Source organism: Paraburkholderia sp. BL23I1N1, assembly GCF_003610295.1.
GTDB lineage: Bacteria > Pseudomonadota > Gammaproteobacteria > Burkholderiales > Burkholderiaceae > Paraburkholderia.
Window position 1 is genome coordinate 1,937,276 of sequence record NZ_RAPV01000001.1, and the last position, 24,331, is coordinate 1,961,606.

Annotated in this window: 21 protein-coding genes; 12 read left to right on the top strand and 9 right to left on the bottom strand. The window is 61.7% G+C overall.

Features of this window, described 5'->3' with window-relative positions; genetic code table 11:
- Positions 1-4: 4 nt before the first annotated feature.
- The 3 genes from B0G76_RS09265 to B0G76_RS09275 all read left to right on the top strand — a co-directional run bounded on the left by B0G76_RS09265 (position 5) and on the right by B0G76_RS09275 (position 4,296).
- The gene (locus B0G76_RS09265; RefSeq protein WP_120291519.1) at positions 5-2,578 is read left to right on the top strand and encodes a PAS domain S-box protein; all 2,574 of its coding nucleotides are present in this window, start codon (positions 5-7) and stop codon (positions 2,576-2,578) included.
- 5 nt (positions 2,579-2,583) lie between these two features.
- Positions 2,584-3,738: a hybrid sensor histidine kinase/response regulator gene (locus B0G76_RS09270; RefSeq protein ID WP_120291521.1), complete on the top strand. Its 1,155-nt coding sequence runs from the start codon at positions 2,584-2,586 to the stop codon at positions 3,736-3,738.
- Between the two features lie 186 nt (positions 3,739-3,924).
- The gene (locus tag B0G76_RS09275) at positions 3,925-4,296 is read left to right on the top strand and encodes a response regulator transcription factor (protein WP_120296268.1); all 372 of its coding nucleotides are present in this window, start codon (positions 3,925-3,927) and stop codon (positions 4,294-4,296) included.
- Between the two features lie 51 nt (positions 4,297-4,347).
- On the opposite strand, the gene B0G76_RS09280 is transcribed toward B0G76_RS09275, so the two are convergent.
- The 3 genes from B0G76_RS09280 to B0G76_RS09290 form a co-directional block, all read right to left on the bottom strand.
- On the bottom strand, positions 4,348-6,171 hold the full coding sequence (locus B0G76_RS09280) for a PAS domain S-box protein (protein ID WP_120291523.1): 1,824 nt from the start codon (positions 6,169-6,171) through the stop codon (positions 4,348-4,350).
- 268 nt (positions 6,172-6,439) lie between these two features.
- Positions 6,440-7,552, bottom strand: coding sequence for an alkene reductase (locus B0G76_RS09285; protein ID WP_120291525.1), 1,113 nt, complete (start codon positions 7,550-7,552; stop codon positions 6,440-6,442).
- A gap of 278 nt (positions 7,553-7,830) precedes the next feature.
- Complete coding sequence (locus B0G76_RS09290; protein WP_120296269.1) at positions 7,831-8,736, bottom strand: LysR family transcriptional regulator; 906 nt, start codon at positions 8,734-8,736, stop codon at positions 7,831-7,833.
- A gap of 357 nt (positions 8,737-9,093) precedes the next feature.
- Here B0G76_RS09290 and B0G76_RS09295 point away from each other — a divergent pair, with 357 nt between their 5' ends.
- Positions 9,094-9,744 (top strand): DsbA family oxidoreductase, encoded by a 651-nt coding sequence (locus B0G76_RS09295; protein ID WP_120291527.1) that lies wholly within the window; start codon positions 9,094-9,096, stop codon positions 9,742-9,744.
- A 191-nt stretch (positions 9,745-9,935) separates the two neighbouring features.
- The gene (locus B0G76_RS09300) at positions 9,936-11,192 is read left to right on the top strand and encodes an NAD(P)/FAD-dependent oxidoreductase (RefSeq protein ID WP_120296270.1); all 1,257 of its coding nucleotides are present in this window, start codon (positions 9,936-9,938) and stop codon (positions 11,190-11,192) included.
- Positions 11,193-11,209: 17 nt separating this feature from the next.
- On the opposite strand, the gene B0G76_RS09305 is transcribed toward B0G76_RS09300, so the two are convergent.
- On the bottom strand, positions 11,210-11,566 hold the full coding sequence (locus B0G76_RS09305; protein ID WP_120291529.1) for a hypothetical protein: 357 nt from the start codon (positions 11,564-11,566) through the stop codon (positions 11,210-11,212).
- Between the two features lie 358 nt (positions 11,567-11,924).
- On the opposite strand from B0G76_RS09305, the gene B0G76_RS09310 reads away from it, so the two are divergent.
- The 3 genes from B0G76_RS09310 (at position 11,925) to B0G76_RS09320 (ending at position 14,876) form a co-directional block, all read left to right on the top strand.
- Positions 11,925-13,517, top strand: coding sequence for a sulfotransferase (locus tag B0G76_RS09310; RefSeq protein ID WP_120291531.1), 1,593 nt, complete (start codon positions 11,925-11,927; stop codon positions 13,515-13,517).
- Entirely contained in the window at positions 13,514-14,086 is a 573-nt protein-coding gene (cysC, locus tag B0G76_RS09315) for an adenylyl-sulfate kinase (protein WP_120291533.1), read from the top strand. The genes B0G76_RS09310 and cysC overlap by 4 nt, the downstream gene beginning before the upstream one ends.
- Positions 14,087-14,216: 130 nt before the next feature.
- On the top strand, positions 14,217-14,876 hold the full coding sequence (locus B0G76_RS09320) for a trimeric intracellular cation channel family protein (protein WP_183082018.1): 660 nt from the start codon (positions 14,217-14,219) through the stop codon (positions 14,874-14,876).
- Here the strand turns inward: B0G76_RS09320 and B0G76_RS09325 are convergent.
- Positions 14,862-15,074: a DUF3820 family protein gene (locus B0G76_RS09325; protein WP_006048800.1), complete on the bottom strand. Its 213-nt coding sequence runs from the start codon at positions 15,072-15,074 to the stop codon at positions 14,862-14,864. The two genes, B0G76_RS09320 and B0G76_RS09325, sit on opposite strands and share 15 nt — an antisense overlap.
- 140 nt (positions 15,075-15,214) lie before the next feature.
- Here B0G76_RS09325 and B0G76_RS09330 point away from each other — a divergent pair, with 140 nt between their 5' ends.
- The gene (locus B0G76_RS09330; RefSeq protein WP_120296272.1) at positions 15,215-16,267 is read left to right on the top strand and encodes an NADP(H)-dependent aldo-keto reductase; all 1,053 of its coding nucleotides are present in this window, start codon (positions 15,215-15,217) and stop codon (positions 16,265-16,267) included.
- Positions 16,268-16,324: 57 nt separating this feature from the next.
- Here the strand turns inward: B0G76_RS09330 and B0G76_RS09335 are convergent, their stop codons facing one another.
- Complete coding sequence (locus tag B0G76_RS09335) at positions 16,325-17,608, bottom strand: MFS transporter (protein ID WP_120291535.1); 1,284 nt, start codon at positions 17,606-17,608, stop codon at positions 16,325-16,327.
- Between the two features lie 73 nt (positions 17,609-17,681).
- Complete coding sequence (locus tag B0G76_RS09340; protein ID WP_120291537.1) at positions 17,682-19,100, bottom strand: M20 family metallopeptidase; 1,419 nt, start codon at positions 19,098-19,100, stop codon at positions 17,682-17,684.
- Positions 19,101-19,322: 222 nt separating this feature from the next.
- Between B0G76_RS09340 and B0G76_RS09345 the strand changes: the two genes are divergently transcribed.
- Positions 19,323-20,282 (top strand): LysR family transcriptional regulator, encoded by a 960-nt coding sequence (locus tag B0G76_RS09345; protein ID WP_120291539.1) that lies wholly within the window; start codon positions 19,323-19,325, stop codon positions 20,280-20,282.
- 210 nt (positions 20,283-20,492) lie between these two features.
- A complete protein-coding gene (locus B0G76_RS09350; protein ID WP_120291541.1) occupies positions 20,493-20,915 on the top strand; it encodes a hypothetical protein in 423 nt (140 codons plus the stop codon).
- An 871-nt stretch (positions 20,916-21,786) separates the two neighbouring features.
- On the opposite strand, the gene B0G76_RS09355 is transcribed toward B0G76_RS09350, so the two are convergent.
- On the bottom strand, positions 21,787-22,614 hold the full coding sequence (locus B0G76_RS09355; RefSeq protein ID WP_120291543.1) for an ABC transporter permease: 828 nt from the start codon (positions 22,612-22,614) through the stop codon (positions 21,787-21,789).
- A gap of 65 nt (positions 22,615-22,679) precedes the next feature.
- On the bottom strand, positions 22,680-23,594 hold the full coding sequence (gene nodI / locus B0G76_RS09360; protein WP_120291545.1) for a nodulation factor ABC transporter ATP-binding protein NodI: 915 nt from the start codon (positions 23,592-23,594) through the stop codon (positions 22,680-22,682).
- Between the two features lie 264 nt (positions 23,595-23,858).
- Between nodI and B0G76_RS09365 the strand changes: the two genes are divergently transcribed.
- Complete coding sequence (locus tag B0G76_RS09365) at positions 23,859-24,326, top strand: universal stress protein (protein ID WP_120291547.1); 468 nt, start codon at positions 23,859-23,861, stop codon at positions 24,324-24,326.
- The last annotated feature ends 5 nt before the right edge of the window (positions 24,327-24,331 follow it).

The following is a 24,331-nucleotide window of genomic DNA, read 5'->3' on the forward strand; positions in this document are numbered from 1 at the left end:
AGTGATGGCACCCGCACGCATTCTTATAGTCGAAGACGATCGGGTGGTCGCGAGAGACATCGCGCAACAGATGAACCGCGCGGGCCACACGGTGGTCGGCATCACCGCACGAGGCGAAGACGCGCTTCCGCTCGCGGCCGAGTCGGCGCCGGATCTGATCCTGATGGACGTGCGGCTGGAAGGCGAACTTGACGGCATCGATACCGCACGGCTGCTGCGCGAGAACTTCAACTTGCCGGTCGTTTTCCTGACCGCGTATGCCGACGAGGAAACCGTCCGGCGCGCAACCGTCACCGAACCGTTCGGCTATGTTCTCAAGCCGTTTGACGACATGCAGTTGCGCACCGTGGTCGAAATGGCGCTTTATAAGCACGGCGCGGAACGCCGTCTTCGCGAAAGCGAACAGCGCTATGCAGTCACGCTCTCGAGTATTGGCGACGCGGTGATCGCGACCGACCGGGATTCACGCATCAACTTTATCAACCCGGTCGCGGAAACGCTGACGGGCTGGCCGCGCGACGAGGCGATGGGGCGCCCACTGGCGGACGTGTTTCGCGTGATCAACGAAACGACCCGCGCCCCGGCGGAAGATCCTGTGACGGCCGTGCTGAGCGCCGGAACCATTGTCGGACTGGCGAACCACACCCTACTGCTCGCTCGCGACGGGCGCGAGATCGCGATCGACGACAGCGGCTCGCCGATCGTCGACGACCGCGGTGAAATCCTCGGCGTGGTGCTGGTGTTTCGCGACGTCACGCAAAGGCGTCGAGCGGAAGAAGCCGAAATACTGCGCGAGACGAATGCGCGCCTTGAAATGGCGATGCACGGATCCAACGTCGGCGTGTGGGAAATCGACATGCCGGACGGTGACTACCGTCACGGCTTCGCGCGTTTCTCGAACATCTGGGAATGGCTCGGCTACACGCGGCCGCCGACCCTGCTGGACTACGACGCCTACATGAGTGTGTTGCATCCCGACGACCGGGCGCGCACCGAGGCGGCGATAGTCAGGTACCTCAAGCGGGACGTCGATGCGTTCGAACTGGAGAACCGCCTGTGCCATCGAGACGGCAGCATCCGCTGGGTGCTCGTGCGCGGTATGGCGCGCTGGGATGCAAGGGGAAAAGCGATTCGCTTCGTGGGCAGTCTGGTGGACATCACGGAGCTGAAACTCACGGAGCAGGCGCTTCGGTCGAGTGAAGCCCGCTTTCGGGGCACCTTCGAAAATGCCGCGGTCGGCATCGCGCACTGCGATCTCGACGGGCACTTTCTGCGCCTGAATCAACGCTTGTGCGAGATCGTGGGTTATCAGCGTGAGAGTCTGTTGCTCAAGCGGTTTCAGGACATCACCGATCCGGACTTTCTGGCCGCGAGCGAGGAAAAATATCGTTTGCTGACCGGGGGGCAGCTCTCGCACTATTCGGAGGAGACGCCGCTCGTCAAGCTCGACGGATCCCGTGTCTGGGTGAGTGTATCGGTGGCGCCCCAGTGTGATGCTAACGGCCAGGCGATTCACACCATTGCCATCTTCCAGGATATTTCGGCGAGCAAGGCGCTCGAGGACACGGTGCGTGTCGCAAAGGACACTGCCGAATCGGCGAATCGCGCCAAAGACCAGTTTCTTGCCAACATCAGCCACGAACTGCGCACGCCGCTGAACGGCATCCTGGGTTACGCCCAGATTTTGCGGCGCGATGCGGGAATGACCGAGCGGCAACTGTCGGGTCTGGCGGTGATCGAACAGAGCGGCGAGCATCTGCTCATGCTGATCAACGACATTCTCGATTTTGCGCGAATCGAAGCGGGCAAGCTCGAATTGAACATGACAGACGTACCCCTTTGCCCGTTCTTACGTGTCATCTCCGAGATGGTGAGCGTGCGCGCCGATCAGAAGAATCTGGTCCTGAAGCATGAGGCGCCGGCGAATTTGTCGAAGGTGATTCGCGTGGATGAAAAACGCCTTCGGCAGGTGCTGCTGAATCTTCTTGCCAACGCCGTCAAGTTTACGGACCAGGGTGAAGTCACGCTTGTCGTGCGAATGATGTCGGAAGCAAGGCTGCGTTTCGAAGTGAAGGACACCGGCATCGGCGTGAGTCCGGACAGGCTCGAGACCATCTTTCAGCCCTTCGAACAGGCCGGAGATCTCACGCGGCGCACAGGCGGCGTCGGCCTCGGACTTGCGATCAGCCGTCAGTTGGTGCGCGTGATGGGCAGCGAAATCCATGTGACAAGCACCGTGGGCAGGGGGAGCACGTTCTGGTTCGAGCTCGATGCGCCCGTGTCCTACGCGGAAATGGCGGACTTTAGTCCACCTCCCCGGATCGCGAGCAATGAAAGCGAAGAGCGTCACGTGCTTGTGATTGACGAACCCATCGTCCCGCCGCCTGATGAAATGGCGACACTGCACCGGTTTGCGCTGCTCGGCTCGATGCGTGACATCGTTCATCACGCCGATTATCTGATCGGTCTCGACATCCGCTATGAGGCCTTCGCGACGCAATTGCGCCGTCTTGCGGCCGCTTTCGAGTCGCAGGCCCTGCTTTCCCTGATCGAACAACATCTGGATCGAAACGCGTGAACACAATGGAACCATTCGACATGGGTGAGCCCGTTGTTCTGGTTGTCGACGACACGCCGGCCAATCTTGGGCTCGTGGTCGAATGCCTCGAAGGCAATCATCTGCGGGCAGCCGTTGCGCGTGACGGGACGGAGGCATTGCGTCGCGCTGAGCTGGTGCAACCGGATCTGATCCTGCTCGATGTCATGATGCCCGGACTAGACGGATTCGAGACCTGCCGGAGGTTGAAGGCGATGGAGAAGACCCGGGATATTCCGGTGATCTTCATGACTTCGCTGACGCGAACAGAGGACAAGATCACGGGCTTTCGCGCCGGTGCGGTCGATTACATCACCAAGCCGCTGCAGATGGAAGAAGTCGCCGCGCGCGTCAATACGCATTTGAAACTACGCGTGCTGCAAAAATTGCAGGCCGAGCAGAACATCCAGCTGCAAAGGGAAGTGAAGACACGCAAACAGGCTGAGGAAGCGCTGATCGAAGTCATCAATGGAGTGCGCAATGTGTCGAATGCGATTGCTCACGATTTGCGCACGCCGCTGACCGAATTGCGTTCCCGGCTCGAGGTGCTGACGCTCACGTTGAGACGGCAAGGCAATGACGAATGCCTGCCGGATCTGGAGGGCGCCCTGACGGATGTCGATCGCGTGATCGGCATCTTCAATGCGCTGTTGCGTCTCGCCGAGATCGACGCGGGCGTGCGCCGCTCGGGGTTCATGCCAAGCGATCTGGAAGCGATCGTCTCGGATGCGGTCGAGTTCTATCAGCCGGTGGCGGAATTGCGCCGCGTTACGCTATCGCTGCGGACTTCGGGCGACCTCATGGCGGTTTCCGATCCGCTTTTGCTTGCGCAGGCGATCGGCAATCTGATCGACAACGCATTGAAGTTCGCGCGAGACGAGGGCGAGATCATGGTGGCCGCGACGCGCCGCGATGACATGATCGCCATCTCGGTGGCGGATGACGGCCCAGGCATTCCGGATGAGGAGAAGTCCAAAGTGACGGAGCGGTTTTATCGTGGAGACGCGAGTCGAGGAACGCCGGGCGTCGGCCTTGGGCTCGCACTCGTGAAGGCGGTGGCGACTCTCCATCGCGGCTCGCTCGACTTTGCCGACAATAAACCGGGGCTCATCGCAACGCTGAACGTGAGCTGTCGTCTTTGAGGGATAGTGTCACGGCCGCGGCCGTGCATCGCTTCAATGCCGGATCTGGCTGCGCGCGGCTAGCCTGACTGTTATACATTCGTATGCTTTCCTGTCAGCGTCTTCTGAATTATTCTTGCTTAATTGAACGCGCACGATTGGAAATCCGCGTGTCCGTTGATCATTTTTGAATACCGGGGCCGCTGCGTGGACGTCACCCAGATAGTTTGTATCGTCGACGACGACGAGTCCGTCCGGATGGCCACGGCGAGCCTGGTTCGCTCGTTCGGATGGCAAACACGCATATTCGCGTCGGCGGAAGCGTTCCTGCAGTCCGGCGATCTCGCTGAAACGTCGTGTCTGATCTCCGACGTGCGTATGCCGGGCATGTCGGGGATCGAGATGCACGATCAGCTTCTGAAGCTCGGGTACGCGCCGCCCACGCTATTTATTTCGGCATTCCCTCCCGTCGCGCTGCACGCGAAAATCCAGAAGGACGATGTGCTGGCTTTTCTCCCCAAACCCGTCGACGCGGCCGCCATGGCGCATTGGCTCAATCTGGCATTGGGATCGCCTTGACGCCATGATGGTGCGGTGGGCGCCTGAGCGAAAGCCACAGCGGCCCACGCATCACGACTCGCCCGGGTTGACCGGCGGAAGGCTGAACTGGAAAACCGCACCCCGCCTCGCATGATTGGATGCCCAGACTCGCCCCCCGTGGGCTTCAATGATCGATCGGCAGATCGACAGTCCCATGCCCATGCCGTCCGGCTTCGTGGTGAAAAACGGTTCGAATAGCTGATTTGCGCTCTCTGGCTTGATGCCGTCGCCGGCGTCATGGACCGCGGCCACAGCGCAACCATTTTCGTCCCGCAGCGTTTCGATCAGTAGTTCACGTGGCCTGTCGTTCAGCGCATCCATCGCCTGGATTCCGTTCATGACCAGATTGAGGATCACCTGCTGAAGTTCGATCCGGTCGGCGAATAGGGGAGGCAAGCCGGGGGTGAGTTTGAGGCGCAACGAAACCCGGTGACTCAGGACTTCGTGCTGCACCAGGGACACGGCGTCATTGATGACTTCGTTGAGATCCAACGGCGTCTTCTGGGAAGCCCCTTTCCTCGTGAGCTGGCGCACGCGCCGGACAATTTCGGCCGCGCGCTTGCCGTCGACGATCATCCGCTCCACGCAGGCTCGCACTTCATCAGGAGACGGGATCGGGTAGCCAAGCCATCGCAGACAGGCTTCGCCGTTGGTCACGATAGCAGCGAGCGGCTGGGTGACTTCGTGCGCAATCGATGCGCTCAGCTCGCCAAGGGCGGTCAGGCGCGTGACATGAGCGAGTTCCGCCTGCACTTCACGCAACTGTCGTTCCGCGAGTCTGGCCGCGGTAACGTCCATTATCGCGCCGACAAACCGCCGGATGGCGGGGTCGTCGCGGACCGCATGCGCCACGACGTGAAGATGCTTGACGGAGCCGTCGGGCATCAACAGCCGGTGTTCATAGTCGTAATCGTACCCGGTCTCTGCTGCGCGATCCATCATCCGCTTAACGAACGCAACGTCATCTGGATGCACGCGCGCGAGCACCATGTCGATCGTGGGCGTGATTGCGCTGTCGTACTCGAAGATCCTGAAGCTTTGATCCGACCAGAAGATATCTCCGCGAGAGACGTTCCAGCCAAAGCTGCCGGTACGACTCAGTGTTTGCGCTTCCGCGAGGTACTGTGCCTGGCTCCGGCGTAGTGCATCTTCGGCTTGCTTGCGCTCCGTCACGTCATTATTGGTTTCGAGTATCGCGAGCGGCCGGCCGCTTTCACTCTGTTGCAATGACCAACGGCTTGCCACAACGACATTCACGCCGTTTCGCTTCGTGTGGACGAGTTCGCCTTCCCACGAACCGGTGCGCAATAACGTTTCGTTGATCTCATCAAAAGGAGCGGGGAAACGGGTTTGCAAGAGAGGGTGAGCGTTTTTGCCGATCGCCTCGTGCTTTTTCCACCCGTAGAGTTCTTCCGCGCCTCGATTCCAGTAGGTGATCACGCCGCTCATGTCGCGGACAAACACGGTGTCGTGAGCGAGATCGAGGAGCCGGGCCTGCTCGCGTTGAGCATTCCCGAGCCGGTGTAGTTGCCTGACCAGTGTAGTGATGGCCAGCGACGTGATCAGAAAAGCCGCCAGCGCAAGGAGATCCCGTGCGTAGGCGATCTGAAAGCTAAAGATTGGGTCCGCAAAGAAATAGTTAAGACTACCTAAGGCGAAAACGGAGAAGACGATGGAAGAGATCAGGCTGTCCATTAAGGACAGCAGCACGATCACAATCAGGAAGACAAACCCTGTTGCGCTCAAGTCGAATCCAAGCTGGAAGCACAGCCAGGTCGCGCCACTCAGGGCAATGCAGCCCGAGAGCCAAAGCACCGCGAGATAGCGCAGCCCGGCGCGCCGGTCGGGCATCATGTCCGTTCGTGCAGAGAGACGGGCTGAACGATGCTGCTTTCGATTTTCACGATCCGCGGGTTCCCGGGCTAAGGTTATTGACGTATGGGTAGTTCAGAACGCGGCATGGCGGGTTCAGCCACTCATTGTGCACGGGATATCCTGAGGGCAGATTAATTGTCCTTAAATCACGGCGTGCGTTGAGCAGGGCAACGCCGCGCGAAGTCAGCGGGCGGATTGTCCGCCCGCCATACACCTTTTTGAATCGGGCTACCGGGAAAGCCGGCGCCTAGTTCATGCTCGGGTAGTCGGTATAGCCGGTCACGTCCCCGCCGAAGAAATGCGTGCTGTCGGCGGCATTCAGCGGGTGTCCGTCGCGCAGACGGGCCGGCAGGTCCGGATTCGCAATAAAGGGCCGTCCGAACGCAATGATGTCCGCCCGGCCGTTGGCGATCGCCTTTTCGGCGGTATCGCGGTCATAGCCGCCGGCGATCATCAGCACGCCTTTGTATTCGTCTCGCAGCAGTTTGATGATGGCGTCCCACCGCGGGTCGAAGTTCTCGTCCTTTACCGTACCCACCATTGCCGGTTCGACGAGATGCAAATAGGCGAGACCATATTCATTGAGCTTTTTCACGATGTAGCCGAAGGTTGCCTCAGGCGTTTCATCGCCCATGCCCATGAAACGTCCCATGGGGGTGAGGCGAACCGCGACGTTTTGCGGACCTACTTCGTCGCTGACGGCCGAGACGACTTCAAGCAGCAGGCGGGCGCGATTTTCAATGCTGCCGCCGTAGTTATCGAGGCGCTGGTTGCTGTTGCTGTTGATGAACTGATCCAGCAGATAGCCGTTTCCGGCGTGGATCTCAACGCCGTCCATGCCGGCCGCGATCGCGTTGCTTGCGGCACGCCGGTAGTCGGCGACGATTTCCCGAATGCCTTCGACGGTCAGTTCCTGCGGTACCGGTACGTCGCCCCACACGCCATTGCCGGCCTCGTCGAGAATAAACGTCTTTCCGGGCACCGGCATGGCGGTAGGTGCAACCGGCAGGCTGCCGTTCGGCTGGAAGACGGGATGCGAAACACGGCCGACGTGCCACAACTGCAGGAACATGTGGCCGCCTTCTTCGTGAACCGCCTTGCTGACAGCACGCCAGCCTTCAATCTGCTGTTCCGTGTGGATGCCCGGCGTCCATGCATAACCCTGGCCTTGCTGTGAGATCTGCGTTGCTTCGCTCACGATCAGCGCTGCGCTCGCGCGTTGCCGATAGTATTCGACGTTCACGTCGGTCGGCACGTTGCCCGGTTGGCCGGCGCGCGAGCGCGTGAGGGGGGCCATCGCAACGCGATGATCGAGGGAGAGGCGGCCCAGTTTGATAGGCTGAAAGAGGTGCTTCGTCATGGTGTATCTCCGTCCAAGATGTGAGGCGCGCCTTGCAGCGCCGCCATGTGCATGTCAAGGCATCGCCTGGTGCGGCACGCCTTACCTGATCCTTTCCGCAACGCGCCTGAGAGATGCCGTGTTCGTTGGCGGACATGCAGCGGTGCTGCATGGCGGTGCGGTTGGTCGATGTGTGTAAGGTTAGGCGGGACGGGGCTGGGGCGGAATCCCAACGGCGCGCTATACACCGTTGCGTGGCGTGCAAAGATAGAGAAGGGCGCTACCGGTGTTGCGAGCGGCTACTGAGGGCCACCCGCCAGTTCGGACACGAAGTCGATAAACGCGTTGACGCGTCGCGACCCGCGCTGATTCGGTAGATACAGGGCGCTCACAACAGCCCGTGCGTCGTTCGGTCCGGCTTCGAACTCGGCGAACAGCCGGGTGAGGGCGCCTGACTGAATATCAGACGCCACCAGCCAGTCGGGAAGCAATGCGATGCCCATACCGTCCAGTGCCGCTTCGCGCAATACCTCGGAACTGTTTGCCTTGAGTCTGCCCGTTACGGGCACGCGCACCTCTTCCTTGCCACGCGAAAACGTCCAGACTTGAGGTTCTGTCGTGTAGGTGAAGCGAAGGCATTCATGGTCGGCCAGTTCGCCAGGAGACGCGGGATAGCCTGCACGATCGAGATACTCGCTGCTCGCCACAGGATAACGGGCGAAGGTGCCGACGCGTTTGCTGACGACGTCGGCCATGGCGGCAACTTCACCAAGGCGAATGGCGACATCGATTCGTTCGCTCACCAGATCGACAAAGGCATCGCTCAGTTTGACGTCCAGTTCCAGCTTTGGATATTTTTGCAGGAACGCCGCTAGGGAAGGGGCGATCAGCCGGGAGCCGAATGCGACGGGCACGGAAACGCGTAATGGGCCCGACGGTTCACCGCCTCTGTCCGACACTGACGCGTCCGCGTCGGCCATATCGTCGAGGAGCTTTTTCGCCTTGGCGTAGTACAAGGTCCCGGCCTCGGACAAGGTCACCTGGCGCGTGGTCCGATTCAGGAGTACCGCGCCAAGCTCCTTCTCAAGCGAATCGACCGAACGCATCACCGACGATGTCGCCAGTTCGAGGCGCCGTGCCGCACTCGAAAAACCGCCTGCCTCAGCGACTTCCACGAACGCCCGAAGCGACAAAATTTTGTCCATAACCTTGGTCCATACAGTGTGCAGTTTTGCGGCGGGCACCCATGCCGCGAGTGCGGCCATTTTTCTCGATGCGTCAGACGTGACTGCGGCAAAGCGGTGAAATCGACACGTTAGCGTGATCGCGGCGGCGTGCCGACTTTGCGCCCAGCTTAATGCAAAGGCGGCCGCTTAGCGAGGCAGCCCTGCCGCTGGGTTCCGTATCGGGCACCTTCACTCTGCCGGTCAGTTGCTAACGGCGAAGCTTCATCTTCATCTCATTGCCTGTCACGCAAAAGTGCATTGCCTCGCGTTGCCATTCCGGTCGGCTGGCTGCCGCGCTATCGTGCTTCTGCAGACAATCCCTTTTGGAGATGTTCGATGAACACGCTGAATATCGAGGTTACCTACGATTTTATTTGCCCCTGGTGCTGGATTGGCGAGGAAAAACTGAAGCAGGCGATTCGCGAAGCGAATGCCGGCGAGCAAACGAAACTCGTATTCGTTCCCTATGAATTGAATCCGACAATGCCCGTTGACGGTCGCGACCGTAAAGAATACCGGTCGGCGAAGTTTGGGAGCTGGGCGCGCTCGCAGGTCATGGACGCTCAGGTCACGGAGGCCGGAAGGCAGGTCGGTCTGGAATTCAACTATGCGCTGGCGAAGCGTACGCCGAACACGCTCGCCGCGCACCGGCTCGTATGGGTGTTGCAACAGAGGCATGACGTAACGGCGCTGGTGGAGGCGATCTTCCATGCGTATTTTTCGGCGGGCCGCGATATTGGCGACATCGACGTGTTGACGGAAATCGCGGTAGCCGCGGGCTTCAAGAAAGATAAGGTCGAAGCGTTTTTCGCCTCGGACAGCGGCGTAGACGAAGTTCGTGCGCTAGAAGCCCGGCAAATCGGGCATGGCATCAACTCGGTCCCGTCGGTGAAGATCGGCGACGAAACGATCAGTGGCGCACAGTCTGTCGCTCTGTTTCGGGCAACGCTTGAAGACGCGCTGAAACAGCGCGCAACCGCGGCGTAAGCGGCGCTGCGGCGGCCATGGGTTGCTTGCCTGGAAGGTCGGGCGGCAGCCCGGCTCGCGCTACCCATTCAGAAACTTTAATTCGACTGCGAGATTGCATTGAGTCAGCATGCGCAATGGACAACGTGCAGCGGTGCCGCCCGTGCAAGGCAATCTCGACGGGGGCGGCGGGTTTGCAGCGGAGGCGGGCGATGGACGGCGCAAGAGTAGTCAGGGTTCTTGGGGCGGCACACAGCAAGGAAGCGTACGAGATCCGGGACTTCCTCGCGCGAGGCGTCGTCGAATATGAATGGTCCGAAATCGCCTCAAACGAAGCGTGTCTTCGGGAGCTAGGCGTTGCCAGCTTTGACGATATCAACTGGCCGGTGGTCGTTTTTCCGGATGGTTCCAGGCTGGAGGCGCCGAGCCTTGCGGACATTGCCGCCAAACTCGGGTGGGTATCGCGTCCACGCTATCAGGAGTACGATCTTTCGATATACGGTGCGGGACCCGCAGGACTATCCGCCGCGGTCTACGCGGCCTCGGAGGGACTGCGGGCTGTCGTCATTGAACGGTCGGCGGTGGGCGGCCAGGCGGGAACCAGTTCGCTCATTGAAAACTATATGGGTTTCCCGCAAGGCATCGCCGGCGCAGAATTGGCGGAACGCGCGCGTCAGCAGGCCGTGAAGTTCGGCGTCGAACTGCTCATGATGCGCGAGGGCGTACACGCCACCTTTGTGAACGGAAAGATCGAAGTCAATCTGGCGGACGGAAGCTTGCTAAGGGCACGCGCCAATATTTGCGCAACGGGTATCGAATACCGCAGCTTGGGAATTCCCGACGAGCAAAGGCTGTTGAACGCCGGCTTGTACTACGGCGCGGGCGCGAGCGAAGCGCCCATGTGTACGGGCAAAAGGATTTTCGTCGTAGGCGGCGGAAACTCTGCAGGGCAGGCCGCGATGAATTTCGCGCGAACCGCGAAGTGCGTCACCTTGATCGTTCGCGGCGAGTCGCTTGCCGCGACGCTCTCGCATTACCTGCTGGATCGCATCGCCCATACGAGCAACGTGCGGGTGGTCTTCGAGTCGTCCGTCTCGGCGATCTATGGCGATACCCAGCTTGAAGCGCTGCAGATCACGAACAGGTCGGGTGGAACGCAGGTTGTGTCGGCGGACCGCCTGTTCGTGTGCATTGGGGGCGCACCGAATACGGAGTGGGCGAAGGACACCACGATCGTCCGGGACAGGAATGGGTATCTTGTGACAGGCGCCGATCTGAGCGACTTTCCCCAGTTTGGGACGTGCTGGCCGCTCGAGCGGCGCCCCTACTTTCTGGAAACGAGCGTTCCCGGCTCTTTCGCGGCAGGCGACGTCCGCTACGGGTCAGTGAAGCGGGTTGCGTCGGCGGTGGGGGAAGGGGCCATGGCGGTCACGTTTGTTCACCGGTATCTGGCGGAATCGGGGGCTTGAAGGGGCGGCGCTGGCGTTCAATGCCCATGCCCCCCATGTCCGCCGCCGCTGCTCCACGAGTTGCCGCCGTTGCCGCCGTTGCCGTGCCAGTTGCCACCGCCGTTGCCATGCCAGCCGCCGCCGTGCCAACCGCCTCCGTGCCATCCTCCGCCATGCCAGTACCCGCCATGTCCGTAGTAACAGCACCCGCCACCCCAGCCGCCCCAGATGTCTACCGCGCCGTAAGCCGGCGCATACGCCGGCCCGTAGGCATAAGCGTAGCCAGGGTAGTAGGGGTAGGGTTGCGCGTAGGCGTAGTCGTAGGGCGCCACCACGCACCCGGCGAGACTTGCCGCCACGGCCAACATCGCGACTGATGCAACGAGCCTGCTCACGATCTTCTCCCGCGTTCCCGCCTATAGGATTGAGAAAAACGGCGCGCCCGGGAGTTCAGCCGGATTTGTGTCGGCAAATTACGGGTCGGATGCGTTACCTCGCTTCCACGACACCCACGCGCCAATCCAACGCCATAGCGGTCGCGCGTTGCGCCGGCCTTTCAAATCATGACGGATTAATCGCCTTGTAACAGTTCGTTAAATATTCGAAACGTAACTGTAGGGCGCGCCTGATATTTTCCCGTCAGACAATTTCCCTTTGAATCCAGACCCATGCCTGCGCTGACGCTGGACGAAGAAGAACGCATTCCACATTGCCGGGCCGCCTGATGCGACGCCTGCAAAAACCTGGCCGTCAATGAAGCACGATCCACAGCCTGCGACCGCGTCAGAATGGCTCGCCGAAGGCGACGCCTCAGCCGCACGCGGCGAACTCGAGGCCGCACTCCCGTGTTTCGAGGCAGCGCGCGCGCTCGATCCCGCCAACGCCATTTTCCATGAGCGCCTCGCCGCGACGCTCGCGGCCCTGAACCGCTTTTCCGAAGCCATCGCCCACTATCACGAGGCCATCGCGCTCGACCCGCGCAACACCGATTTGCATCACGGCCTCGGCTGGTGCCTCGAGCTGATGCACCGGCTCGAGCAGGCGATCGACGCCTATCGCGAAGCGGTCCGGTTAAATCCGAAAGCCGACGGCTCGTACAACAACATGGGTAATTGCCTGCAGGCGCTCGGTCGTTTCGACGAGTCGCACGAAGCCTATCGCCGTGCGATCGAGGCCGCCCCGCAAGTGCCGCTGTATTACCGCAACCTCGTGCAGTCCAGGCGCCTCACCGTCGACGATCCGGTGTTCGCCGCGCTTGAGCAACTCGTTGGCGTTGCCGCTTCGCTCACGCCCGCCAATCAGGCGGAGATTCACTTCGCATATGGCCAGGCGCTGTCCGATGTGGGCCGTAACGATGCGTCGTTCGACCACTTCCTGAAGGGCAACGCATTGCACCGTGCCGGCGTGCGCTACGACGAAGCGGCGTCGCTCGGTCTGTTCGCGCATTTGCCCGAGCTGCTGACGTCAGAGGTGATGGCGGCCAAACGCGGTCTGGGCGATCCGTCGGCTACGCCGATTTTTATCGTCGGCATGCCGCGCTCCGGCTCGACCCTGATCGAGCAGATCCTCGCGAGTCATCCGCACGTTTTCGGCGCTGGCGAGCGCACGGAGTTCGGCGAGGCGCTGGTCAATTGCATCGGCCGCGATTCAGACGACCCGTTGCGCATCGATATCGAAGCATTGCAAGGCGTCGGTGCCGCGCAGTTGCGCGCGTTCGGCGCCGACTATTTGCGCCGCATACACACGTCGCTGCCGGAAATACGAAGCGGCGCGCCGGGCTATACGCGCTTCACCGACAAATATCCGTTCAATTTCATCAACGTCGGGCTGATTCATCTGGCGTTGCCGAATGCGCGCTTCATTCATAGCAGCCGCTCGCCGCTGCAAAGCTGCCTGTCAATTTTTTCGCGAATTTTTCACGACGTGCCGTTCAGTTACGATCTCGGTGAACTGGGTCGCTACTATCGCGCATACGATGCGTTGATGGCGCATTGGCAACGGGTGTTGCCCGAGGGCACGATGATTGAAGTCAAATACGAAGAGCTGGTGAACGATCTCGAAGGCAATGTCCGGCGCTTGCTCGCGAATTGCGGGCTCGACTGGGACGAGCGCTGTCTGTCGTTTCACCAGACCACGCGGCAGGTGAACACGGCCAGCGCGGCACAGGTGCGCCGTCCGCTCTACAAGACGTCGGTGCGGCGCTGGCAGCCGGAGCGGGCGTTGCTGCAACCCTTGCTTGAGGCTTTGGGACCGGAGTTGGCGCCGGCTGAAGGCGTCAGCATGCACGGGCATGCGCCTCTGGCAGAGGCCGGCGCGGCAGCCACCGGCACGGAGCGGAAGTCATGAGCGCAATTCGCGGGGCTGTCATATGGATGACCGGTTTGTCCGGTGCCGGTAAATCGACCTTGGCCGACGCGTTGCACCAGCGTCTGAAAGAAAACGGGCATGCCTCGATCGTGCTCGACGGCGACGTGCTGCGACGCGGCCTGACCGCCGACCTCGGCTTCACCCCCGAAGACCGTGCTGAAAATCTGCGCCGGGTCGCGCACGTCGCGGCGCTGTTCGTGCAACAGGGCTTCATCGTGATTGCCGCGGCGATCTCGCCCGAGCATCAGCACCGGCGCATGGCGCGTGAGATCGTCGGCGCCGGGTTCGTCGAAGTGTTCGTGAATGCGCCGCTGACGGTATGCGAAGCGCGCGACGTCAAAGGCCTCTACGCGCGTGCGCGGCGCGGTGAGATTCCACATTTCACCGGTATTTCCGGGCCGTTCGAGGTGCCGCTCGACCCGGACGTCATGATCGAAACCGATCGGGTGTCGCTCGAAGAGGCCGTAGGCCGCCTGCTGATGCATCTGAGCGCCATGGGGTGTTTGCCTAGACGAAGCGGGCTTGGCAGGCCGCGCCTCGCGAAATAGTCGGCACGAGGCGAGTGTGAGGTAAGCACAGGACCCATAACGCGTTTCGAACGCGCAAATTTTTTCACCCGGCGCGAGGCATTTCGCTATACCTTTTCGGCTACTCGTGGATAGAAGAGGTGATGCGTCGATGCCGACATTGTCGATACGAAAAATAAGGCCGAACGTCGAAACACTCGTACTGGCGGCCGATCTGGCCGGCACGGTGGTTTTCGCGATCGAAGGCGCGCTCAGTGCGATGCGCGGCGGTCTCGATCTGCTGGGTGTGATGGTGATCTCGTTTGTCGCTGCGCTCGGCGGCGGGGTGATCCGCGATCTGCTGATCGGCGATTCGCCGCCTAACGCGATACGCGACTGGCGCTATCCGGCGTTGACGTTCGTCACCGGTCTGCTCACGTTTATTTTCCATTCGACCGTGCAGCAGTTTCCCGTCGCGCTGATTACCGTGCTCGACGCAGCCGGTCTTGCCCTGTTTGCGGTGGCGGGCGTCGAGAAAGCGCTGCTCTTCGGGATCCGGCCGTTTATCGCGATGCTGATGGGCACCATCACCGGTGTGGGTGGCGGTGTGATTCGCGACGTGTTGATGGAGCGTGTGCCGCTCGTGCTGCATGCCGACATCTATGCGACCGCGGCCTTCGCCGGCGCATTCGTTGTGGTGGTCGCGCGACGCGCCGGCTTGCCGCCGGGTATCGCGACATTGGCAGGCGGCGCGGCGTGCTTCATCTTGCGCGTGCTCGCCGTGACCTACGGCTGGCATCTGCCGAAGGCGTCCCTCTCAGCGCTTGCGTAAAGGCTCGATCAGCGACGACAACCCGTTGTGATCGATCTCATGCATCAAGGCCAGCAGACGGCCGATTTCGCCTGGCGGAAAGCCCTGGCTCGCAAACCAGTTCAGATAGTGACCGGGCAGATCGGCGATCAGCCGGCCTTTGTATTTTCCGTAAGGCATCACTCGCGTGACCAGCAGTTCGAGGTGTTCGGGATTCATCGCAGGATGGGTGGACGGAAAGTTCATTGAGCGCGGTGGTGCGAGCGCCTGCTGAAACAGCATTTTAGCTGCGCTGCAGGCATTACGCCGACATGGTAACGCCGGCGTTTTCCGCAAACACAATCAACAGGACAAGTTCGATGGAATACCGCAGACTCGGCGACTCGGATGTGAAGGTTAGCCTGATCGGTCTCGGCACCATGACGTGGGGCGAGCAGAACACCGAGCAGGAAGCGCACGCACAGATCGATTACGCGCTCGACCAGGGCGTGAATCTGATCGACGCCGCGGAAATGTATCCGGTGCCGCCGCGTCCCGAGACGCAAGGCTCGACCGAGCGCTATATCGGCACGTGGATCGCGCAGCATCGCAGCGCGCGCGAGAAGATCGTGCTGGCCACCAAGATCGCGGGCCCGGCGCGTCAGCCGCACAATCCGCGCCATATTCGCGGCGAGGGCAACCAGTTCGACCGCAAGAACCTGACCGAAGCGCTGAACGATAGCCTGAAGCGTTTGCAAACGGACTACGTCGATCTGTATCAGTTGCACTGGCCGGATCGCAGCACGATGACGTTCGGCCGTCCCGCCTATCTGTGGGTCGACGACGCGTACACGGTGCCGATCGAAGAAACGCTGTCGGTGCTCGCCGAATTCGTGAAGGCGGGCAAAATTCGCCATATCGGCGTGTCGAACGAAACGCCGTGGGGCGTCGCACAGTTTCTGCGCGCGGCGGAAAAGCTCGGCTTGCCGCGCATCGTCAGCATCCAGAATCCGTATAGCCTGTTGAACCGCACGTACGAAGCGGGGCTGTCCGAGTATGCGCATCGCGACAACATCGGCTTACTGGCGTATTCGCCGCTGGCCTTCGGCTGGCTGTCGGGCAAGTATGAAGGTGGCGCGCGTCCGGCCGGCGCCCGCATTTCGCTGTTCGAGCGCTTTCAACGCTACAGCAAGCCGCAAGCGGTTCAGGCCACCACCCGCTATGTGGAACTGGCGAAGCGTCACGGTTTGTCGCCCGCGCAGTTCGCGCTGGCTTTCGTCAACAGCCGGCCGTTCGTGACGAGCAATCTGATCGGCGCGACGTCGCTCGATCAGTTGAAGGAAAACATCGCCAGCGCCGAGGTAAAGCTCTCGCCGGAAGCGCTCGCGGAGATCGACAAGCTGCATGAGTTGCAGCCTAATCCGGCGCCTTGATGTAGGTGCTAGGGGCGGGCAAGGCGAGTTGATTCGCCTTGCTCGCCTCGAACCCGCTCAGCGAATCTTCAGCTTCGAGCGGACCGCATAGAGCGCCAGCAAACTCGCCGCCGCGCAGAACATCAGATAGAAACCGGGCGCGAGTTTATTGCCGCTTGCGTCGATCAGCCAGGTGATCACGAAGGGCGCAAAGCCGCCGAACACCGTCACGCCGATGTTGTAGCTGACCGCGAGACCGGTCGCGCGCGTCTGCGTCGGAAAAATCTCCGACATCAGCGCGGGCAGCGCGCCGAAGTACGTCGCCTTCAAGACGCCGATCCAGATCAACGCCAGCAGCATCGTGGCGAACGATGGATGCGCATTCATATACACGAAGGCCGGATAGACCGTCAGCAGCATCAACGTCGCGGCGACTGCCATGATGCGGATGCGGCCCACGCTATCGGATAAGTGCCCGGCGAACGGCGTCAGCACCGTCAGCACGACGCCCGTTGCGAGCGTGGCCGCGAAGCCGGTCGAAGCGGGCAGGTGCAGTTGCTTGATCGCGTAGGTCGGCATGTAGAGAATCATGTAGTTGGCCGCGGTCGAAATGATCAGCGAGCCGACCGCGAGCAGCATGCGGATCTTCTGCATACCGAACAGATCGCGCAGCGGGGTGCGTGTTTTAGGCTCCGTGTCGAACTCGGCGCCTTCGTCCATGTAGCGGCGAATATAGAAGCCGACGGGGCCGATCGCGAGGCCGAACAGAAACGGAATACGCCAGCCCCACGATTCGAGTTGCGCCGTCGTGAGCTGGCTCGTCAGCAGCGCGCCGAAGCCGGAGGCGAGCAGCGTCGCCATGCCTTGGCTCGCGAACTGCCAACTGCCCATGAAGCCGCGCCGCTCAGGCGCGTGCTCGACCAGAAACGCGGTGGAGGCGCCGAACTCGCCGCCCGCCGAGAATCCTTGAACGAGCCGCGACAGCATGATGCCGGCGGGCGCCCACAAACCGATCGCGGCATACGGCGGCATCACGGCGATCGTCAACGTGCCGATCATCATCAAGCCGATCGACAGCAGCAGCGACACCTTACGCCCCGCGCGATCCGCGAGCGAGCCGAGCACGAGTCCGCCGAGCGGCCGGATCATGTACGAGATGCCGAAGGTGCCGAGCGTGAGCATCAGCGAAATCGCTTCGGTACGAGCCGGGAAGAACAGCTTCGCGATCGTGACCGCGAAAAAGCCGTAAACCACGAGGTCGAACCATTCAAGCGCATTGCCGATCGACGCCGCGAGAATGATGCGATGGACCTTCGCGGCGGACGACCGCGCGGCGCTGGCTGGCAAGGTGGACGTGCTCATCGTGGGCGTGCCTCGTGGCGGATGCGGCTAACAGGGAACGACGGGTGAACTGCGGGCGTGTTGCGCTGGTCGCTCAGGCAGCGATTTCTGGCGGCGTTGCCGTTACACTTGCATGCGGCGCGTTTTCGCCGAGGTCCCAGAACAGTCCCGCCATGATCTGCAGACCCTCGCGCACCACCGGTCCGAGCAGATGCTCGTTCGGCGCGTGCTGCGAGCAGGCAGGGTATGAATGCGGCACCCAGATGGTCGGCAGGCCGAGCGTGTCGGCGAACACTTCGTTCGGCAGCGTGCCGCCGAGATTCGGCAACACCGCCGTTTTCTTGCCGGTGGTCTGTTCGAGCGAGGCGATGGCCCACTTGACCCATGGGTCGTCGGGATTCAGGCGGGTAGCCGGCGCACCGCGCTCGACACTGATGTCGACCAGCGAGAAGCCATGTGCATCCAGATGAGCGCGCAGATGCTGTTCCAGGTTTTCCCAGTCGGTGCCGACCACGAAGCGCAACTGGCAATGCGCGAACGCCGACGACGGAATGGCGTTGACCGGGTTCTCAGGATTGCCCGCCTTGAAGGCCAGCACTTCGAAACTGTTCCAGCCAAACACACGTTCGGGCGGCGTGAGGCCGGGCTCGCCCCAGTTATCGTCGACGGCCGGATCGCCCGGGCCACCGCCTACCGTGATATCCGCCAATGCACGACGCACCGCGTCGGGAATCGGCGGCGGACGCAAGCCGTCGACGGCGATCACGCCGCGCGCATCGACCAGACTGGCGAGGACGTTCGCCAGCACGGTGGCCGGGTTACGCAACAGGCCACCCCAATTGCCCGAGTGGTGCGCGCCATCGCGCAGATTCAGCGAGAGCTTGAAATTCACCGAGCCGCGCGAGCCGAGGAACACCGTGGGGCGGCGCGCGGCGAGGCGCGGGCCATCGGAGGCGATCAGCACGTCCGCGGCCAGTTCCTGTTTGTGCTGGTGGCAAATCGCGTCGAGCCCCGGCGAGCCGGTTTCCTCGCCCATTTCGATCAGTAGTTTCGCGTTGAAGCCGAGCTTGCCGCCGCGCGCGGCCAGCACGCTTGCGAGCGCCGCCAGGTTGATGGAGTGCTGGCCCTTGTTGTCGGCGGTGCCGCGGCCATACCAGCGTTCTCCTTCGACGGTCACGGCCCACGGCGTCAGCGGCGCGCGCCACTGGCTGTCGTAGCCGCGCACGACGTCGCCGTGGCCGTAGATCAGGACGGTGGGCAGCCGGTCGTCTTCGTGGCGATTGGCGAGCAGGAAAGGCCCGGACCCCTCGGCCGGGTTTTCGGCAATGCGCGTGCTGAAGCCGAGCCCTTCGGCTTCGGGCGCGATTTCGTCGGTCAGATACGAGAGCAGCGTGGCGGCGCGGTCGCTTTCCTGGCTCTCGGTGCGAAATCGGACGCGCCGATTGAGGTTCTCAAGAAAGGCGCCTGATTCGAAATGATGGGTGGCGTGTTCGATGGCCTGGTCGCGGCTCATGGTTGTCTCCGAGGCGAGTGCGGGGGATGGCGGCGAGGTGACGACATGGCGCCGTGCGTGGCACGTCGGGTTCGCGGCCATCAGCTTCGAAACGATTCTAGGAGGCCGTTATTTTTGTCACAATGATCGTATTTCGAAGCTTGCGTTGCCAAAAAGGCAACGCCAAAGTACCTCCGTACCCGGCTGAATACGCTCGCGCGTTCATCTGAATAGGCATGGCTCATGGCACTTTCATTGCACGGCATCGCATTGCGCTATTTTGTCGAAGTGGCTCGCACGGGCTCGATCAGCGACGCGTCCGCGCGGCTGCATGTGGCGGTATCGGCGATCAGCCGGCAGATTGCGCGGCTCGAAAGCGACCTTGGTGTCGCGTTGTTCGAGCGGCGGCCGCGGGGCATGTCGCTCTCCGAGGCGGGCGAGCGCCTGCTTGCCTACGCGCAGCGCAGCCTGCTCGAAGCGGAGCACGTGATGAAGGAGATCGGCGGGCTCGAGGCGTTGCATGGCAGCATGATCAAGGTTGCCAGTTCGGAGGGTTTCGCCGCGGACTTCCTGCCCAGCGCCATGGCGACGTTCCGCGGCCACTATCCGGGGATCGACTTCACGCTCTCCGTGGTGCCTCCGGGCGAGGCCACGCGCCGGGTGCGCGACGGCGACGCCGATCTCGCGCTGACCTTCAGTCTCGCGCCGGAAAAGGGCGTCAAGGTCGAACATACCGAGCGCGCGCCGGTGCTGGCGCTGCTGCGCGCCGATCATCCGCTGGCCGCGCGCGCGAGGGTGTCGCTTGCCGACTTGCGGCGCTATTCACTGGTGCTGCCGGAACCTGGCACGACGATCCGGCAACTGATCGATATCACCTGTGCGCTTGAAGGCGTGCTGCTGGAGCCCGATCTCACCTGCAACAATAGCGGCGCGATGTACCGCTACGCGCAGAAGTCCGGGGCGATCATGTTCACGGGGCTGCTGTCGGTGCGCGACCGTTACGCCGGCGACGGGTTCGTCGCGATACCGCTGACGCACCCGCAGATGCGCCAGCGCAGCATTCAGGTGCAGACAATGGCCGGACGGGATTTGCCGCCGTCGGTGAAGGCGTTCCGCGACCATCTGATCGCGGAAATCGGCGGCGCCAAGCCTGCGGATGCTGCGGTGCCGAAGCCGGCTCGAAAGCGCGGCAGGACACATTGATTGCAATGAAAGGCAAATCTCCCTGCCGGACGGCGAATCACGTCCTAAACTGTGGGGACGGGTCGGGCCGGTCGGCCTGGTCGGCCTCTGCTGCGCAGCTAGCGAGGCTGCGGCTCACACCAGTGGTAGGATTCAGCCCGAAAAATGGAGAGCGGCGCGCGATGAAAGCGCGTGCCGTCCACAACAGAGCGATAGGACTCAGGACATCGAATGGCGCAACAAAAAACAAACCCAAAACTTGAGCAGGCGCTGACGCGCGGGGATCTTGCAATTCGCCAGGCCAACTCGGCACGAGCGACGGCGTTGCTGCGCGCGTTGGGCAAGATGATTGTCGACGCGTCGGCGACGATCGGTGTGGAGGCATTCACGCTGATTCCGGACGGCGACAAGATTTACGATCCCGCTGATGGGCTGTGGCCACAGGAATTGCAGGTCTCGCTTGATGGGCCTGTCGAGGAGGCCGATCCGGATGAGGTTCGGACTGTGCGGTTGATTGCTGATGATCCTGCCACGGTGTTCAGGGTTGAATGGCAGCGGGCGGATGGGAAGATCGGACGGCAGGATGGGGGGCCGTTTGCGACGGTGGCTTTTATTTCCGATGTGGATATTCCCTGGACGGATGATGAGGATTGAGGTTGGTTTTTGCTGCGCTTGTTGGCTGTGGTTTTATGGTGTTGGCCTTTCCTTGTTTTCTTAGTGGTCTATTAGTGTTGCCCCTGTGCGGGGCGGCACTTACTTTCTTTGCCGCCGCCGCAAAGAAAGATAAGCAAAGAAAGCGGCTTCACACCGCTAATTCTTAAGCGGGTCCCCCGCGCAGCCACGGTAGTGGTGCATCTGGAATCTGTGCTCTCGCACATTCGGCGTGAGTGACAAGGGCGTCATACTTCCGGCGGCGCTGCGCGCGCCGATGCCTACTTCCTGGACCATCTGTTTGGTTTCGCGCGAGCGTCCTGGAACCATCAGCTTGTTTTTTTTGCGGCGAGCTCCGCACGATGCCCGAGTCGCCGTGGCATCCCCAACGTTTCTCCAACGCGCCGGCGCTTCATTCGAAATGCGAATCACACCTGTATGCGCGCTGCGGTTAGTCGCCGCTCAGAGCGCCTGGCGGCACGTCCCAGAACAGATGACCCCAACGCGCCCAAGCGAAGCCCCTGGTTTCCCACGCAGACCCATCCGCGACGCACGCAGTGCGGAGTGGGAGCGGATGAGCGCCTTGTCACTCACGCGGAGTGTGCGGGGGCACAGATTCCAGATGCACCACTACCGTGGCTGCGCGGGGGACCCGCTTAAGAATTAGCGGGTTGAGCCGCCTTCTTTGCTTATCTTTCTTTGGGCGGCGGCAAAGAAAGTAGGTGCCGCCCCGCACAGGGGCGACACTAATAGACCACTAAGAAATCAAGGAAAGGCCAACCCCGCAGGCACACAAAAAACAACGGCGCAAATGCAAAAATCCACTCACCCGCCACGCGAAAAAACCCCAGCCGCAGGCCCCAAACCCCAACCCTTATTTCATCATCCTGCGCCGAAACAAAACCGCCGAAACAACAAACCCACCCACCGCATAAACCACCAGCACGGCAACATGCAAAACCGCCCCTTCAACAGGCCGCCCAAGCATAGCCGGCCGAATCAGATCCACAGCATGCGCCAACGGCAAAATCTCAGTCACAGCCCGCGCCGCCGCAGGCAACTGTGAAACAGGAAAAAACACCCCAGACAACAGCAACATCGGCGTCAACACCAACGTCTGATAAAACATAAAGAAGTCATACGACGGAGCCAGCGCCGTCACCACCATCGCAATACTCGCGAATGCGAGCCCCGTCAGCACGATCACCGGCAACGCCAGCAAGATCGACGGAAAATTGGCATAGCCGAGCCCCCCCGCGACCAGCATGATCGCCGCGCCCGATAGCATCGACTTGCTGCCCGCCCACATCACTTCGCCAAGCACGATGTCGCCAAGCGTCAGCGGCGTATGCATGATCGCCTCCCACGTGCGCTGCACATGCATGCGGGAAAATCCCGAATACATCGACTCGAAACTGGCCGACATCATGACGCTCGAAGCCACCGTGCCCGCCGCAAGAAACGCGATATACGACACGCCGTCGACATGCCCGACCATCAGCCCAAGGCCGAAGCCCAGGCCGAACAGATAGATCATCGGATCGGCAAGGTTGCCGAACATCGAAGCAATCGCAAGCTTCTTCCAGACAAGATAGTTGCGGCGCCACACCGCAATCCAGTTGACGGCGTTGGCGGGGAAAGCCGCGAAGATATCCTGCTTCGGCGGCGTCTCGCCGTGAGGTTCGTAAGTCCGTGCGTCCATTGCGTGTCTCTTGCCGTGTCGTTATAGCTGTAGAGGATGGTGGCCTGAGCCGGTGCCGTTTCGCCTCAGTCCTGCATCTCACGCCCGGTCAGACGCAGGAACACATCTTCCAGATTCGCCGGGCGATGCAGATAGCGCAGATCGGCGCGTTGCTTGAGGCGGGCATGCACCGGCTGGGCGTCGTTCACGTAGCAGAAGAGCGTCTCGCCACTGATCTCGGTGCGCTCCACCAACGGCGCCAGTTCATCACGCAACGCAACCGGATCAGGTCCGAAGATTTCGATCACATCGCAGCCGATCTCGGATGCGATCAACGCGCGCGGCGCACCTTCGGCGATCTTGCGTCCTTCCTCGATCACGCACAGGCGATGGCACAGCCGTTCGGCTTCTTCCATGAAGTGCGTGGTCAGCAGGATGGTCTTACCGCGGACGAGCAGCGAGCGCAGCCGCTCCCAGATCAGATGGCGCGCTTGCGGATCGAGGCCGGTGGTCGGCTCGTCCATGATCAGCACGTCTGGATCGTTGACGAGCGCGCGAGCCAGCGTAAGGCGCCGCTTCATGCCGCCCGACAGCTCGCTCACGCGTGCATCCGCCTTGCTCTCGAGGCGCGCGAATTCGAGCAGCGACGGCACCATCGCGCGGCATTGCGCGGCGCTCAGACCGAAGTAGCGGCCGAATACCAGCAGGTTCTCGCGGACCGTGAAATCGGGATCGAGGTTGTCGAACTGCGGCACAACGCCAACACGCGCTCGTGCCACGCGCGCGCGGCCGGGAATGGCCTCGCCGCAGAGGCGGATGGTGCCGGCGTCCGGTGCGGCAATGCCGAGCAGCATGCGCAACGTGGTGGTCTTGCCCGCGCCGTTCGGGCCGAGCAGGCCGAAACATTCGCCGGCGTTGACGTGAAACGACAGTCCGTCGACGACCATCTTTTCGCCGTAGCTTTTCTTAACCTGGTGGAATTCAATGGCGGCTTCAGACATGGATCGATCGAGGCTCCGCGAAATGACGCAAATGACCGGTAAGGCCGCTCATTCTATGGCATCGGCAGAGATGTGTTGATCGACTCTGGATGCGCCGGGCGGTGTTTCTTGCGCTGCCGCAAAGGCTCACGGGTGACCTTAACCCGGCCCGAATCCAGCGCGCACCTGTTTAGGGCGCACTTAGCGTTTTCCATCCCTTGCAACCTGAATTGCGGCGCACCATGATTCATTCAGACCGCGTTTCTCGCGGATGGGAGAAAAATCATGGCGAGCTACCAAAAAATTCTGTTGTGCTACGACGGCTCGCGCGAAGGCCGCAAAGCGTTACGTTGCGGCGCCGACCTGGCGTTGGATCTGAAGGCGGAAACGCACTTGTTGTCGGTGGTTGACATGCGCTCGAGCATTGCGCAAAGCGCGGGCCTGCTGACCGATGTAGCCTGTGGCAGTTTCGAAAAAACAGCCCGCGACATCCTGCAGGAAGGAGTGGACTGGCTCACCGAACGCGGCGTGTCTGCGCAAGGGCATTTTGCATTTGGCCATCCGGTTGACGAGATCGCCAACCTTGCCAACGAGTTGCATGTCGACCTCGTGGTGGTCGGCCATCGTTGCCGCACCGGCCTGTCGCGATGGTGGATGGGTGCGGGCAATACGCCGCTGCTCGATCGGGTCTCGTGCAGCATTCTGGTAGCGTGCTCGTCCGCGCAGGAGCAGCAACAAGCAGCGGCGGCTTGACGAGG

What these genes read in the sequence shown, in the direction of transcription:
- B0G76_RS09325 (WP_006048800.1), bottom strand. Translation starts at nt 15,074, where the DNA reads ATGAATCCCGAACACCTCGAACTGCTGGTCACGCGAGTGATGCCTTAC.
- B0G76_RS09350 (WP_120291541.1), top strand. Translation starts at nt 20,493, where the DNA reads ATGGCGCAACAAAAAACAAACCCAAAACTTGAGCAGGCGCTGACGCGC.
- B0G76_RS09340 (WP_120291537.1), bottom strand. Translation starts at nt 19,100, where the DNA reads ATGAGCCGCGACCAGGCCATCGAACACGCCACCCATCATTTCGAATCA.
- B0G76_RS09345 (WP_120291539.1), top strand. Translation starts at nt 19,323, where the DNA reads ATGGCACTTTCATTGCACGGCATCGCATTGCGCTATTTTGTCGAAGTG.
- B0G76_RS09280 (WP_120291523.1), bottom strand. Translation starts at nt 6,171, where the DNA reads ATGATGCCCGACCGGCGCGCCGGGCTGCGCTATCTCGCGGTGCTTTGG.
- B0G76_RS09270 (WP_120291521.1), top strand. Translation starts at nt 2,584, where the DNA reads ATGGAACCATTCGACATGGGTGAGCCCGTTGTTCTGGTTGTCGACGAC.
- cysC (WP_120291533.1), top strand. Translation starts at nt 13,514, where the DNA reads ATGAGCGCAATTCGCGGGGCTGTCATATGGATGACCGGTTTGTCCGGT.
- B0G76_RS09330 (WP_120296272.1), top strand. Translation starts at nt 15,215, where the DNA reads ATGGAATACCGCAGACTCGGCGACTCGGATGTGAAGGTTAGCCTGATC.
- B0G76_RS09300 (WP_120296270.1), top strand. Translation starts at nt 9,936, where the DNA reads ATGGACGGCGCAAGAGTAGTCAGGGTTCTTGGGGCGGCACACAGCAAG.
- B0G76_RS09355 (WP_120291543.1), bottom strand. Translation starts at nt 22,614, where the DNA reads ATGGACGCACGGACTTACGAACCTCACGGCGAGACGCCGCCGAAGCAG.
- B0G76_RS09285 (WP_120291525.1), bottom strand. Translation starts at nt 7,552, where the DNA reads ATGACGAAGCACCTCTTTCAGCCTATCAAACTGGGCCGCCTCTCCCTC.
- B0G76_RS09295 (WP_120291527.1), top strand. Translation starts at nt 9,094, where the DNA reads ATGAACACGCTGAATATCGAGGTTACCTACGATTTTATTTGCCCCTGG.
- nodI (WP_120291545.1), bottom strand. Translation starts at nt 23,594, where the DNA reads ATGTCTGAAGCCGCCATTGAATTCCACCAGGTTAAGAAAAGCTACGGC.
- B0G76_RS09320 (WP_183082018.1), top strand. Translation starts at nt 14,217, where the DNA reads ATGCCGACATTGTCGATACGAAAAATAAGGCCGAACGTCGAAACACTC.
- B0G76_RS09365 (WP_120291547.1), top strand. Translation starts at nt 23,859, where the DNA reads ATGGCGAGCTACCAAAAAATTCTGTTGTGCTACGACGGCTCGCGCGAA.
- B0G76_RS09335 (WP_120291535.1), bottom strand. Translation starts at nt 17,608, where the DNA reads ATGAGCACGTCCACCTTGCCAGCCAGCGCCGCGCGGTCGTCCGCCGCG.
- B0G76_RS09290 (WP_120296269.1), bottom strand. Translation starts at nt 8,736, where the DNA reads ATGGACAAAATTTTGTCGCTTCGGGCGTTCGTGGAAGTCGCTGAGGCA.
- B0G76_RS09310 (WP_120291531.1), top strand. Translation starts at nt 11,925, where the DNA reads ATGAAGCACGATCCACAGCCTGCGACCGCGTCAGAATGGCTCGCCGAA.
- B0G76_RS09265 (WP_120291519.1), top strand. Translation starts at nt 5, where the DNA reads ATGGCACCCGCACGCATTCTTATAGTCGAAGACGATCGGGTGGTCGCG.